The following is a 14,900-nucleotide window of genomic DNA, read 5'->3' as shown; positions in this document are numbered from 1 at the left end:
TGCCTCATGATCATTCCGATTTATACGTATAAATCGGAAACCATGATGAGGTATGTATGTCTAAAAAAAATGAGGAATTACACGATGATAATTGGCAACGAGGACCACATGACAACAGCAGCCCGAATTCTCTCTCAGGAGACAATCCGGCAGCTTCAGAACGACAAGGCGCTGATGGCGCAGGGCCGGAAAATTCTGGCCCGATGGGCAATCAATCAACCCAACGACCTCAAAGTGCTGGAGAAGCAGGGGTTCCTGATGCTGTATTCGACTCTCATCAATCAGCAGGAAACAGAAATGGACGCGCTGACAGAGAATCCAAGTCAGAGCATGAGCGAGCAGGAAATGCTGGAACTCCGGGGAGTCAACACAAGCCTGCTAATTTCCGACTAAACACAATCACTGATCTTGGTGCTGGCGGTGCCAAAACTAAGTTCAAAGATAACATTGCTTCCCTTGAACTTCTCAAAGAGCTTGAAAGCAATAAGCGCCAGGCATCGCCTAATGAACAGGCCATTTTGGCCCGTTATGTTGGATGGGGAGGCATACCTCAGGCGTTTGATGAAACCAATTCTGATTGGGAGAATGAGTACAAACGTCTCCGTGAGCTCCTGTCTCCTGATGAGTACGATTCAGCTCGGGCCTCTACATTAAATGCCCACTATACGTCCTCAGATGTAATCACCGGCATCTATAATGGTTTGCAGAAAATTGGGGTAGGTGATGGTGTTCGTATCCTGGAACCGGCATCTGGTATTGGGCATTTCGCTGGTATGCTGCCTTTTCAGGCCGACATGACTCTCAATGAACTCGATTCAATTTCTTCCAGAATTTCACGCCAGCTTTATCCTGAATTTACAACTATCCATCAGGGATTTGAAAAATTCCGCGCCCCTGCAAACTATTTTGACGTTGCCATTGGTAATCCCCCCTTTGGTGACTTCAGAGTAAATGACCCACTTAACCCGCAGACTAGCCGTTTCTCAATCCACAATTTCTTTATGGCCAAAAGCCTGGATTCAGTTCGTGCCGGCGGGATAACGGCGATGGTTGTCAGTCGTTTTTTTCTGGATTCCAAGTCCTCCGAGCATCGAGAATATATCGCTGACAGAGCTCATTTTCTCGGCGCCATTCGATTACCTGAAAACGCCTTCAAACAAAATGCACTTACGACCGTTACTACTGATATTGTGTTTTTTCAGAAGGCTCACCCAGGGGAAGAAACCGAACGTAGCTGGATAGATACCGGTTTTGTCCGCTGTGCCAGCACCAATGAACCTATTGAGGTTAACTCATGGTTTGTGAATCATCCTGAGCAGATGATCGGGCAAATGCAACTCGAGAGCAGAGCATTCGGTAATTCACCGCAATGTGTTGCGGCTCCTGGGTTAAATCTGAATACTGAAATTACCAGCCGTCTCTCGCCATTGCCCAAAAATTGTTTCATAGCTAAACAGCATAATGATGAGCTGAATACTGCAGCGCCAAAACCATCCGTAGACTTCACCGATACAGGTGTCAAAGTTGATAGCTTCTTCATCACTCCAGACAACCGAATTGCGGTACGCAAACCCGATTTATTAGGTACAGGTGATTACGAATATTACATCACCCGTTCTGCTGTCGAGGATGAGCGTATTCGCAGCGCAATTCAGATCAGAGACACCCTGACGCATCTTATTGCCCTGGAAACTAATGATAATACCAGCCAGAGCACCATGGATCAGGTACGACAGTCGCTGAACCTTCTCTATGACAAGCATGTTAAAAAGTACGATTTTCTGTCCAGTCGCTCCAATAAGAATGTCCTCAAGTATGATCCACTTTATCCTCTTCTGCAGTCGCTGGAAGTGGAGTACGACAAGGGCATTACTAAAACGATGGCGGAGAAAGAAGGTAGCGTCCAGCGTAAACCGTCCGCACGAAAGGCAGCAATCTTCTCTAGACGGGTAAATCGTCCAAGCAGTATTGCCAGCAGTGCTGATTCAGCAAAAGATGGGTTAGTCATTTCGCTTAATGAAACCGGTCGTGTCGATATAGACCGCATTTCTACTTTAACCGGGATGCCTCCGGAAGCAGTCACGCGAGAACTCCGCGGCCTGATTTACCGAAATCCTGAAAGTCTTGAATATGATATTGCAGACACATTCTTGTCCGGTAATGTTAAGAAAAAGCTGGAAAAAGCGCGCCGGTTATATGGTGCTATTCCTTCAGTAACGGCAGATGAATTAGATAAATTTACCCATAAATATTTCGCCCCTGACGCGGCCGCCAGGTTCAAGAACATCGACACAGAAATATTACTCGATGAACTGCAGCGCAGCATCTCAGCGCTTGAGGAAAACCAACCTCAGGATATTGATGCCATCGATATTTCGGTCCAACTGATCAGTACCTGGCTACCCCAAAAAGATATTCAGGCATTTGTTCGAGAACATCTCGGCATAGCGGATCAGGAGTGCAAGGCCGTTTATGTTCCACCTGTTGGTAAATGGGTAACGTCGTTTAAAGGGGGCAACAAGGATTTACTTGAGAATACATGGGGTACTGCCCGTATGAATGCTCTCGAAATCCTTGATCGACTCTTCAACAACACGGCTATTCAGGTTCGTGATATTACCGGGTTTAACGATGACGGCTCCCCTATTTATACCGTAAATCAGGAAGAAACTCTGGCCGCTCAAGGGAAAGCGGAACAGATTGCAAACGAGTTTACAGACTGGATCTGGCGTGATGCAGAACGGCGAGACCGACTCGCCAGGCGCTACAACGATCGTTTCAATACGCATGTCCCAGCATCATATGACGGGTCACACCTTGTTTTGCCGCAAGCAAGCGGTGATATCAAGCTACGCGGCACGCAAAAAAATGCAATCTGGCGAGGCATTCAGGAAGGTGGTGGTTTAGGCGACCATGTTGTTGGTGCTGGTAAAACGTTGACGGCGATCGCTACCATTATGGAACAGCGTCGCATGCAGCTACTGAATAAACCCTTAGTTGCTGTTCCAAACCACCTCCTTGGCCAGTGGAAAGATGAATTCTATAAGCTCTATCCCGGCGCCAATGTCCTTGTGGCCGAGCAGGCTGACTTCGAGAAAGATAACCGTAAACGTCTATTTGCTACGATCGCCACTGGCGATTTCGATGCGGTAATTATTGGACATTCTTCGTTTAAATTCCTGTCGCTGGCTCCTGAAGACGAGATAGCGTTCCTTTCTGAACAGGTAAGCGATATCACAGCTTCTCTCGACGAATACAGACAGTCCCTTGGTAAGCGCGATCCGTCTGTAAAAGAAATGGAGAAGCAGAAGAAAAGACTCGAAGAAAAAATTGCCAAAATATCTGATTCCGGCAAGAAAGATGATTTGCTTACCTTCGATCAACTGGGTGTGGACGCTTTGTTCATTGATGAGGCAGATGAATTCAAAAATCTGGCCATTGTGACTTCGCAGACTCGTATTGCGGGACTGGGTAACCTGCAGGGCTCAGAAAAAGCGATGGACCTATTTCTGAAATGCCGTTGGTTACAAAAGAAACGTGATGGGAAAGGCGTTTACTTCTACACAGGTACACCGATCAGCAACTCTCTGGCCGAACTCTACACTCTGCAGCGCTACATGCAATATGACGAACTTAAAGATAAACATATTGCCGCCTTTGACAGCTGGGCCTCAACGTTTGGTCAGGTAGTGAATGGCTGGGAACTGGATGCTACGGGAGTAAACTACAGACTCAATGCTCGTTTTGCGAAATTCACTAACGTGCCTGAACTGATGCGCATGTACCGTTCGTTTGCAGATGTTGTGACGCAGGAAGATTTGGCTGCCCAGGCCAGAGCAGATGGAACAGGACGACTGGTGCCTAAGCTGAAGGGGGGAAAGCCAACGTCTGTTGTTGTTCCGCGTTCTAAACTGCAGGCACAGTTTATGGGCGAGATGGAAACCGTCATTGATCCGTTAACTGACAGGCCTGCACTCGATAACCTTGGTCGTGAAGTCAAAGAGTGGACTCCGGGCTCAATTATCCATCGCATGGAAAACATGCCGAAAGACCCACGAATAGATAATGCGCTGAAGGTGACACATGATGCGCGAATTGCAGCACTCGATTTCCGGCTAGTAAATCCACATGCTCCTGATGACCAGGGTAGCAAAGTTAACGAAGCGGTACGACGCATACACTCCATCTGGGATGCCAATACCTACCGCAAAGGCACGCAGTTGGTATTTTGTGATCTCTCAACCCCTAAAGGGAAATTCACTGCTAATACAGCCGCAGCCAACGAACCGACGAACGACGACAGCTTCTCCATGGATGAAATCCTGGGTGAAAGTATCGATCCGGAGAAGTTTTCTGTTTATGCCGATATAAAGCAAAAGCTAATTGATAAAGGTGTACCGGCCAACGAAATTAAATTCATACACGATGCAACCAACGATCAGAAACGTCAGGAACTCTTCAGAGCTGTAAACAACGGTGATGTTCGTATTCTGATTGGTTCCACATCAAAAATGGGTGCTGGTACAAACGTCCAGCGTCGCCTGGTCGCCTTACACGATTTGGATTGTCCATGGCGGCCTCGAGATCTTGAACAAAGACATGGTCGTGGCATTCGACAGGGCAACATGTTTTTTGAGCAGGATAAAGAAAACTTCGAACTCGAGATCTGTTGTTACGCTACTGAACGAACCTATGATGCCAGGATGTGGCAAACCATAGAAGTTAAAGCTCGCGGAATTGAGCAGTTCCGTAACGGTTCACTGACCGATCGCGTTATTGAAGATATTGCCGGTGACGCAGCAAATGCTGCAGAAATGAAAGCAAGTGCTACGGGTAATCAGCTTATTTTCCAGCAGGTAAAAATTGATTCTGAGAAGCGCAAACAGGAAACCCTTTATCGGAACTGGCAGCGTAGCCGTCATTCACTGGAAGCGCGAGTTGCCCAGATCCCGAAAGACATTCTTCAACTGACAGAATTGATACCGGGCATCCGCGATGATGTCGCGTATATCAATCAACATGCGGATACTGCAGGCCTGCAAACGCACGCAACATCGTTCATCTGGCGAAAAACAGAAGGTGTAAAGATTGAGGATAATGCGGTTGAGAAACTAGAAATTTACCTCAAGGATCGGATGAGGAAAGCGGTCGACAACATGGCCATCGATATTCGTGAGCCTGTTTTCGTTGGTAACTACAGAGGCATGGCCATCAGTGTCAAAGCGGGCACTAATGCTAAGGGCCTGTATACCAGCTTCACAATAGGCCGCACTGATGGGCATAGCGTTAGCGTCAACAATATGGACATCCGGTACAGTAGCGGTGATTCCTTCAGTCCTACAGGCCTGTTTGTCCGGATAGATAACTTATTGAATGATGCCATCGCGGAGATAACCCGCTGCGAAACGAACATACAGCGGTTACAGAGAGATTTAGAAATTGCGAAACAATCTCTTGAGGGGGACTATCCGCAGAAACAATACCTTGACGCATTGCGGCAGGATGCCATCGATGTAATGGTCGAGTTGAAGAAAATGCAGGACGATGACGACTACGTATCAACATGGAAGTCCAAGAGCGAAGAAATTGCTCCAGGCACCCAGATTAAAATCAGCAGTAGCGAAAATGAGCCCCAGGAAGAATTGACCGTTGAAAAGGAGAGCAATGCAGAATCCCCAGTCAGCACTGCAGAACCGACGTCTGATCTAAGTAGTCAGAATGTCCAGGACTCCATCTCAACAGTTCCTGAAAAGGTCCTGCCGAGGAAAGATGCTTCACCTGTACAGACTTCGCTAATTGGAAATAACGCTGATACACCTGACACTGATCTTACTGACCAGCGTCAAAACTCAACCGACCTGGTGTTGCCTTTCAAATTCGGTGAAGTAATTTACAACACTGAAATGGAAAGACTGCAGATCAAGTTCTCTGACAAACCGGAGAAAGGAAGCGAAGCACACCGGCTAATGCGTATGCTGTCAGAACGTGGCCGCTTCTCCTACGCTCCGACACAGAACAAATGCTGGGTTAGGAGGTTAAACGATAAATCTGTAATTGCAGCGGCGAACATCCTGCAGATCGAATTGCCTCTGGTATCACGTCTGGAAATCGAGTCAACATCACATGAGATAGAAATGCCGGCAGCGGTCGAGCCAGTAAGACTTACCAGTGAAGAGTTAGCTTCAATGGAGCTCACAGCTAACGAACTCTTTTCCCGATATAACGAAGGGGACTGTAGCGCAGTCAGAATATTCACCACGACCCGCGAGCTGGCGGAAGCTGGTAGTGCAGAAGGTATGTATCTTCTGTCATTCTGCTACTTTGACGGCATAGGAACTGAGGCCGACGCATCAAAAGCCGTTGAACTTTTGCATCAGGCAGCGGGTACCGGGCATCAGGAAGCATGCTATCGGGTAGCTGAATTATACGAAACAGGTGAATACGATCATGCATTAGACCTGAACCAGGCACTACGCTTTTATCAAAAATCAGACCCCGCATACAGCTCAAATGCAATAGAACGGGTGAACAAGCGTATCGAGAACACCAAGTTGTCGTCCCGAAATGGATTCCATGATTTGCTTAATCAGCATAAAGACCATCCTGAATCAGCAGAGAAATTCTACAGCAGAATGAATTTACTCTACGACCGCATAATTGAAGCGCAAAGCAGTAAGGAAACTCTTTCTACAGAATTGCAGTTAATCGGAAACTCTGACGTTTCATTCATAGAAATCGGTAGTGATAAGTACGACCTTAATAACACAACGGATACTGAAAGAAATAAACTAAATTCAAATATCATGAGTTTTATTAAGGAAGCTGTTTGCCAAAGAAAAGAAACTGGCAAACCAGTTGAGCTTGATATCGGAAAATTTGCGGGATTACAGATTAGAGTAAGATCTGTGGAGGATGAACTCAGATTTTCACTAACGGGCAACTCTACATGGTCGCCAGAAAGCTTAGTCTATAAGAAGGGAGAACGTGAAAAATTCAAACTTTCAGAATTCCTGGATACACTGGAAACATTTCCGACAGACTTGCATGAAAGATTATCTCTGTGCGAGGTCAGAATCAGCGAACTGGAAGAGCAGTCAAAGGCTGAGAAAGCAAAATATGATGCTATAACCAACGCCGATAAGGAAAAGGTACAATCTGGAACGAACACACCAACAACCGAAATAAATAAACCTACAACATATAGTAGAAACATGAAAATGTGATATAGCAATTAACTGCACCTCTTAAAGAGGTGCAGTTATCCTCATCAATTGCTGGCAGTATTCATATCAGGCACTTTACTCCTTAGCGCTAAAATCATTGCAACAACATTTCTGTCACCCTGGCTGAGTTTAGAATAAGTGACAGAATGTTCCGAGGCCAGGTGAACTAAATTAGCACTGTTAGCCCTAAACTCTTTTACTTGCTGATTAATTTCACGCAATACAGTAAAGTACAATGTATTGGGATAAAGGAATGCGTTATCACCTGATTCAGACTCTTCTTGCTTAATCCAGTTAGATAAATTCATTGTACATTGTTCAAATTCCATAACATCTCCATTAACGATAACCGTGACAATACCTGAAATTTATTTTAGGTTGAGGAAGGGTTGGTCAAGCGCAGCGCGGCAGAAGCTCACCTGACATTCATTGACTCTGAGAGGGGGAGAGAACCTAATGCTATTCCTGCATCAACAATTGCAGCAAGTTGATGAGTCATTTGATGATTTTTATAACTAATCAAGACCCTTTTAATTTTCCCTTCAACTTGTACTGCCCGTTCTCGTCTTTCTGTATGGTCACTGTCTAACCAAATCCCATTAAAAAGAGGAGAACTGTTAGCTGCGAAATATTCTTTTTTTTCGTCCATAGTCATACCGTCAAGCATTTTAGCAAGATACCGACAAACCTTTGCAAAATTTATTATCGCCTCGGACTCTGAATCAAACACTATAAAACCACCTTTTATAATTTTGAAATTACCGAAAGTCATTATCATGCTACGTTCAGGCTTAGTCGGGAAAGTCCATGTAGCGTAAAATTTATAAATACCTCGTTCTTTTTCTATCCATGCTTCTGCCACAAATGATGGCTCGCCACCAGAATCAGATAAGGGAGTTGATAAATGGATAAGATGATTATAGGTGGAAATTGGTTGCGTGTATTTACCAAGAATGAATGTATCGCCGACTTTCATATCCCTGATTGAACGCTGAAACCAGAGAGGCATACGGCAGTAACGCATAAATTCATAAACTGTTTTTACTGAACTCACTTTCATATACAATTCCTTAAGTCAATATCTCAGGATTTATTTCAGCATGCGCCAGATTAAACTACAAGGCATTCTCAGGTAGCCAATCGCTTGAGTTAAAATCAATAGGAAGAAACGGTTCGGTTTGTTTATAACAAATAAGACAAACATAAATATTCTTCTCTTTATGTAAACTCATAGATTTGCATTTTCCACAATCACACCACCCATCTAAAGGTTCTGGACAAGGTCTTTTTTTGTCTCCAGTTTCTTTGCGCCGCTGTTCGTCTTTCACATCAAGACACGCATCAAAAATGATTTCTACTTCTTCATTAGAGTATTCGCCTTGGCAATCCCTCGAAAAATCCATTCCCGAATGTTTATTTTCAAAAATAATTCGTTGTTCTTCTATTTCTACATCAGACATAGGAATAATTGTCTCACCATACGCCAGCATATCATCCAGTTTATCTATAAGCGTATTCACGGCTCGCTCGAGAGTTAACTGAGAGCCATTAAAATCAAGAATGCGAGAATAGCAATGTTTAACCATTCGCCCTCTAACATTCAAATAAATCCAGAAGTCTGTATCAGTGCCTCGTCCTTTCATTATCAGGATTTTCTCACCATAGCGGTTAACACAAGCCAGCTCATTTTCATGTTTCATTTTTATGAGTCCTTTTATTGTAAGAAAAATTTACTTTAATAAACAATCCTGCCAATATCAATTCATCTCAGGAAAGCTGACTTCAATCTGTGATATGTTATTGCTGGTAATAAAATCACGCAAAGCGTGATATGCTTTATTTGAATTTAGAAAACCTATAAATGAATTATTCGTAATTTTGCAAAAGCATGTTTGATAATTAACCCCTCCCCGACTGAAAAGGCTTTGCAAATCTCGCCCATGTTCATTTGCAAAAATAACCAAAAAGAGCAAATGGTCATCATCAGTGATAAATAAGTCGGCGCATTGTCCACCACTCCAGGCAACTAGTAGTACATGTCCATCTGTATCGCAATCACAAAGATTTTTTCCGTCTAAATAATTTAAGGCCATTACCACCTCCAGACTTTTATTTGTGTTACCTTCTATTTATTCGCGCTTACATGCCGGATATGTTCTGTTGAACCTAAAATCTCAAAGCTCTCAAGGGCGACTTTGCACCAGTGGTTTTTCTGTACAGAGCCAAAATTCCTGTCCCAGCGATGCAGTCGCTCTCCATTCTGTAGAATACACACCATCCGGTTTTCTGGTGTGCGTAAAGACTTCATCACTTTGATCAAATTATTATCGGGATAAAAATCAATCAGGGATTCACTCCCGTCATTTGATACAACAAGGATTTTTACTGTCATGACCATGTCCCAAAACATTCAGGTAATTTATCCGTAAATACTCACTCCATGCGTACTGAGTGTTTTTATCAATGTATTTTCCCTGTTCATCCTTCTCCAGACTCCAGTTACAAAAAGCACTTAATGACCTTTCAAACTCAGCGGAAATGTATCTAACGCTTATATCATCAGACATAATAAACCCTCACGTTAAAAAGATTTATTTTTTGTTGAAAATGAATTAATGATTTTTAAAGTTTTTTTACCTTTGTTCAGCATACTCCTTGAAACAGCCTCATTATGAATTCCCCTGATCTGGTCAAACTGATATGTCACATTATGCTTAGTTCTGGAGAGGCCAAGTGTTGCTCTTTCATTTCCCATTGATACTGAAAAGGCAAGATATTCACCAGAGGCGCACCAGTGCGCATAGCTGGCAACGCAGTGTTCCATCTCCAGCCCTTCCTTACACAAGCCTTCAAAGGTGACCAGTTCAGTCACACCATTATCAATAGTCTCCCAGTTAATACCTGTTCCTTTCCATTCCTTGATTACTGCTGTAGCATTTTTCCTTACTCGCTGCGTCCACTCATCAGATAATCTCCAGAAAGAAGGCCACTCTTGGTTTTTGTGAATCAATGGGTCTTCATACTCATCAAGTAGCCAGTCAATTGCATGGCACAATTGGTTCTTTTCCATTTCCCAGCGAGATGTTTGCCAGGGTTCGAGATTGCGCTCATGAAACCCGATGTTTTTAAACAAATCGTGATGATATTCAAGCCATTTTGAACAAACCCGATAAATGTCATCTTCTTTTTCAGGGTAATACCGGTTTTCCAGATAATCGATGACCCAGTAAATTACTTTTACTGGATAACATTTGATAAGTGGATGGCGTAACAATCTGGCTATAACCCTGAATGATTCATAGCGATTATTATTCAAAGCATAAACCAGTGACAAGCGGGTATGCCGTAAATGCCTGAAATATCCATAGCTGAGGTCACAGGGAAAACGGAGTTTCTCAAACAACTCTTTAGACTTTCCTGATAAAGTAAATCGTCCTGTTTTATGCTGGCATCTGAGGCGTCCAACCATAGGCCACAGCCCGCCATAATCCACACCATCAGCGATATAAATTCTTTTTGAAAAGTCCAGATAGTCTTCAAACATAGCCTGACGAACAGAATTGTAGGCTATCGAGCAATGTGAGGCTCTGGCATATTTTGTGAAAATGGATTTATCAACCATGATCCATATACTTTTACTTAGAGCTTTTGAAGCATTAAATTGGTGCTCTATACCAATAACCTTACATATCCGTCTAGATACTTTCTCTTCTATCTCTTCAAGTAACTGACTTAAGAACCCGGTCTGAACAAGAGAATGAATAACATTCTTCACCGCATGTTTAATCCAGTCTTCCATATCAAATGCAGCCCGTTTTGACCAAAACATATGCACATTACCTGGAAGTGTTTTTGTTCTGCGCCATACACCTGAGTTTTTATCGTTCAGCCTGTAGCCCCACATGCTGATTTTGGAATTTCTTTTATTTTTTTGAATACGATAAATACCGCAAATGATAATGCGAATATAATTCTCGTCTTCCTCTTTTTTTACAAGTCGAAGAACCCCTATGTTTTGGCATATTTTAAAAATATCATGCAGTGAAAGTATATTGTTGCCACATACCAGTTGATTACTCACATACACCTCTGAACCTCTTAAAGTTACTCCTCAACCGCCGCAAACTTACTTTCTGGCGGTTGAGGAGTTGGACAAGCGCAGCGCGACAGGGCTATTTATGCCGCCATACCCACGGTGGCATTGGTTGACTGTCAGCCCATAGGCCGCGCTTCTGCGTCTGTGCTTCACGTTGCATAGCCGGTAATGCCTTGTCAGTGTTGTAACGCTCATACACCCATGCAGCCCCAGAAATGACCTGTGACCGATTAACATTAATATATTTAGTTTCCACAAGCCCCAGAACCCGTCCATAGCGATCTGTCTGCGAGTACGTCACTGTGACGGTTTTACCTGCAACCAGACCTTTAAGTTGATTCGTTGACCAGCGTCCGAATGCCTGCTTTTTTTCCGGCGCATCGATGTTAGCCAGACGAACCCTGACAGACTTATTGTCCTGTAACACTTCTATGGTGTCGCCATCGAGTACGCGAATTACTTTCCCCTGAATTTCTGCTGCACACAGCGAACCGGAACAAAGAATAATGCACAATGGAATGATTTTTTGATTAAATTTCATTGACTCACCTACACCTCAGACAGTACATAGCTACTCTGTAAAAACATACCAACCTATTTTTGGCGTGAAGTCTAAAGAAACATAACATCCATTTCCGGTTGAGGGGTTATATTCAACATTGTGTACATCATCAAACAAAACATAGAGACAGCTTTTAATATACTCAAAATCAAGTCCCTGAGCTGCTTTGAAATAAACAATATCTGATGAGTGACTTGTAAATAGGTGGCATGGTATTAATGTAGACCCGTATCTTATTTTATTAATAAAGATATTAATAGAGTTGATATGATTTTTATTATCATTCACTGGAAGCACCCCTAAAAATTATCCCTGTCCTGTTAAAGAAAGATATTTTGCATAAACCTTTTTAGCATATTTCATGCGGAAAGGTGCATTAGCCCCTTTAAATCCTGCGTTATACGCTCCTACAGACTCCCAATTAACACCATTGGATGAAATATTGCTTGCAAGGATCCATGCCCCTACAAAGATATTCTGGCAGGGATTTTCGAGTAGATCGCTTCGTGTAATACCCATACCTGAAAGCTTCGGAAACCATGATGAATTGATTTGCATTAAACCTACGTCTTCACTGACAACCTTTCCACCTCGTTTATTCAGACCGATCGCTTTAGGGTCCATACCACTTTCCACTTCAGCAATCGCCATTAATAGCCTATGATCTATTTGATATCGTGTCGATGCTTCCAGGAAGCAAGTATTGAAATTATTTTGGGTAGAAGTTTTTGCAAAACTCAAAAGAGGAATAAGGATCAGACAGCTTATAGCAACCCTGAATGTAAACATAATTGATATCCTGTAAAAGTGAAATAAGCCACAGTTACCAAAGGGATTTTTTGTATCCACCGAGATATGGCAACCACGATTATAAAGTTTACCAGCATCAGGCTCGATGCATGTTCAGGTAAAATCATTAAACCGATTGAAGGAATCACATAGTAATCACCAGTGGCTATCAAGGTTTTTTTCTTTACTAAAAAGCCATACACGCTAATTAATACCGCAGGAAACAAGTATAATAAAACAGACCATAGCGCAGAGTTTAAATCTGAGTTCTGTATTGAGAGCATAGACAGGACCAGTAAAACATAAATCGCTAAATCAGGTATCCATCTGGAACTCAAATCAGTATAAGCCACCACAGCCAGAATGAAACAAAACCAGGAAAGTAGCATACTCTCTGAAAAGCTAAATATTGCCACAGGCATAATGAACATCACTATTGCCAACACTCTATACTGTCCAGGATCATCCGTTTCTTGTATGAGAACTTCACTTTGCGCAATTACATTTTGTTTTTCTTTCTTGTAAAACACAGGGAACATTAAAGTGAAGTAGTACGCTAAAACACTTAGTACTATCAGATAAAAAATCATCATTACCTCATATAGACAATGTAATCACTACCAATGAAAGAAGGTTTAGGTATTTTTCCAGAAGGTGTTTTTATCCATGAATTATCACTGAACCCCATAAATGAACTCCCCCCAGTTTTCTCTAATAATACAGAATATACTCCTTCCGTTGCTGGGCTAAACACATAACCAACACCATTTGCAACAACCATATTCACACTTTTATTTTTAGGTAGCCAATTCTGGTAATCAACTATCTCAGTCACATCACCTGATATGCCAGGATGACTACTATAGTAGTCATCAAAGGCTTTTGTTGCTGATAAAAAGTTAAACGCCATTGTTTCGTTGGTAATATTTTCAACACCCGTCCGATTTATATCGTCATTAAGATTGAAAAGAAATGCATAGGAAAACAGTGCAAACAAAATTAAAACTGGTGTGTATTTCATATTTTTACTATCCTTTTCCCATAAAGTGAGTTTCACATCAGTGGGTTAATCAAAATCACATTATCAGTCATCTTACCGAGTTGACCGGGGCCAGGTATCTTCTTACCTACTTGAGCAGCAATAGCGAGTTTTTTTAATAATTCAACAGCAGCGCTCAGCATCGCTTCACTTTTGTTAACTCCAGTAACTACAAAATCGTCAAAATCGATAAACGTGATTTGGTATCCTTCATCACTAGCTTTCCAGATTGCTGGATAGGGGGTAAAGTATGATGCTATCTTATTAACCGTTTTGACTTTGGCATCGATTTTTTTTACTAGCTGATATGCTTTTAAATGGGTATAGCGTTTTAACATTGACAGGGATTTGTGACCTGAAATAGATGCAACCTCAATCATATTTAATGTGCCCAGTTCAAAAAGCCGACTAATTGCCTCGTGCCGTAAATCATGAAAACGCAAATCTTCAATTTTAAGTAAGAGTATATTCTTTCGCCACTTTGACTTGAAGGAGTTAGAGGTAAACGAAAAAATACGTCCATGCGCCTGAGGCTTCATATACAGAAGTAATTCCCTTGCTTTCTTTGACAACGGAACGTCACGCCATGTACCGTTCTTCGTTTCGGGTAAGTGCGCTACGCCAATACTGAGATTCACGTTTTCCCAAAGCAGCCCTAAAATCTCACCTTGCCTCATTGCAGTTTCAAGTGCTAGGTGAAAAATAATATAAACCTGATGATCATTTTGCTCAAAATGTTTCGATATTTTCCTTTCCTCACTTTTAAGTAGTCGTCTTTCACGCCCCTTACCAATTTTTGGTTTACGAACCGCTGACACTGGATTATTGTTGCAAACACCCCACTCGACCTGGGCAAGTTTAAATACCGATGACAAAAATGCCAATTCTAGTCGAACAGTATTACCGGATATAGGCTTTTTAGTTTTTTCACGCACCGTACCCAAACGCTCATCTCTGTAATTTGATATATCAACAGATGTTATCTCGTGCATTAACATATTTGCTATATCATATCGGTTTATAACACTCATTCTGTATAATTCCTGTCTCCATCCTTTTTTTTCGTTTGAAACAGTATTGATATACTTTTTCATTGCAAAACTGAGCGTTACCGACTTTTTTCTGGACATCATGAAATCCCTTAACAAAAAGGGATGCACTTTAAAGCTGATTACAAAATTGTCAATCCGG

At 42.4% G+C, this 14,900-nt stretch carries 12 protein-coding genes; 1 reads left to right on the top strand and 11 read right to left on the bottom strand.

What is annotated here, in order from left to right; translation table 11 throughout:
• Nucleotides 1-56 precede the first annotated feature (56 nt).
• The gene (locus OGY18_RS03795; RefSeq protein WP_286551824.1) at nucleotides 57-7,223 is read left to right on the top strand and encodes a helicase-like domain-containing protein; all 7,167 of its coding nucleotides are present in this window, start codon (nucleotides 57-59) and stop codon (nucleotides 7,221-7,223) included.
• A 44-nt stretch (nucleotides 7,224-7,267) separates the two neighbouring features.
• On the opposite strand, the gene OGY18_RS03790 is transcribed toward OGY18_RS03795, so the two are convergent.
• The 11 genes from OGY18_RS03790 to OGY18_RS03740 form a co-directional block, all read right to left on the bottom strand.
• Nucleotides 7,268-7,552, bottom strand: coding sequence for a hypothetical protein (locus tag OGY18_RS03790; RefSeq protein ID WP_286551822.1), 285 nt, complete (start codon nucleotides 7,550-7,552; stop codon nucleotides 7,268-7,270).
• Between the two features lie 86 nt (nucleotides 7,553-7,638).
• Nucleotides 7,639-8,283, bottom strand: coding sequence for a hypothetical protein (locus OGY18_RS03785; RefSeq protein WP_286551820.1), 645 nt, complete (start codon nucleotides 8,281-8,283; stop codon nucleotides 7,639-7,641).
• A gap of 55 nt (nucleotides 8,284-8,338) precedes the next feature.
• Nucleotides 8,339-8,923 carry a hypothetical protein gene (locus OGY18_RS03780; protein WP_286551818.1) on the bottom strand — a complete coding sequence of 195 codons (585 nt, stop codon included), beginning with the start codon at nucleotides 8,921-8,923 and terminating at the stop codon, nucleotides 8,339-8,341.
• A 57-nt stretch (nucleotides 8,924-8,980) separates the two neighbouring features.
• Nucleotides 8,981-9,316: a hypothetical protein gene (locus OGY18_RS03775; RefSeq protein WP_286551815.1), complete on the bottom strand. Its 336-nt coding sequence runs from the start codon at nucleotides 9,314-9,316 to the stop codon at nucleotides 8,981-8,983.
• Between the two features lie 32 nt (nucleotides 9,317-9,348).
• A complete protein-coding gene (locus OGY18_RS03770; RefSeq protein WP_286551813.1) occupies nucleotides 9,349-9,615 on the bottom strand; it encodes a type IV pilus biogenesis protein PilI in 267 nt (88 codons plus the stop codon).
• 189 nt (nucleotides 9,616-9,804) lie between these two features.
• Nucleotides 9,805-11,310, bottom strand: coding sequence for a PcfJ domain-containing protein (locus OGY18_RS03765; protein WP_353622744.1), 1,506 nt, complete (start codon nucleotides 11,308-11,310; stop codon nucleotides 9,805-9,807).
• Between the two features lie 85 nt (nucleotides 11,311-11,395).
• Nucleotides 11,396-11,860, bottom strand: a complete 465-nt coding sequence (locus OGY18_RS03760) for a thermonuclease family protein (RefSeq protein ID WP_286551807.1) — start codon at nucleotides 11,858-11,860, stop codon at nucleotides 11,396-11,398.
• 327 nt (nucleotides 11,861-12,187) lie between these two features.
• Complete coding sequence (locus tag OGY18_RS03755; RefSeq protein ID WP_286551804.1) at nucleotides 12,188-12,670, bottom strand: lytic transglycosylase domain-containing protein; 483 nt, start codon at nucleotides 12,668-12,670, stop codon at nucleotides 12,188-12,190.
• Entirely contained in the window at nucleotides 12,646-13,263 is a 618-nt protein-coding gene (locus tag OGY18_RS03750; protein WP_286551800.1) for a prepilin peptidase, read from the bottom strand. The genes OGY18_RS03755 and OGY18_RS03750 overlap by 25 nt, the downstream gene beginning before the upstream one ends.
• A complete protein-coding gene (gene pilM / locus OGY18_RS03745; RefSeq protein ID WP_286551796.1) occupies nucleotides 13,263-13,691 on the bottom strand; it encodes a type IV pilus biogenesis protein PilM in 429 nt (142 codons plus the stop codon). The genes OGY18_RS03750 and pilM overlap by 1 nt, the downstream gene beginning before the upstream one ends.
• 32 nt (nucleotides 13,692-13,723) lie before the next feature.
• Nucleotides 13,724-14,842, bottom strand: a complete 1,119-nt coding sequence (locus tag OGY18_RS03740; protein WP_502873476.1) for a tyrosine-type recombinase/integrase — start codon at nucleotides 14,840-14,842, stop codon at nucleotides 13,724-13,726.
• Between the last annotated feature and the right edge of the window lie 58 nt (nucleotides 14,843-14,900).

Origin of the sequence: Citrobacter sp. Cpo142 (assembly GCF_030332425.1) — a bacterium.
GTDB lineage: Bacteria > Pseudomonadota > Gammaproteobacteria > Enterobacterales > Enterobacteriaceae > Citrobacter > Citrobacter portucalensis.
Note: the sequence above shows the minus strand (reverse complement) of the source record. Positions and strands in the feature narration are given on the sequence as shown.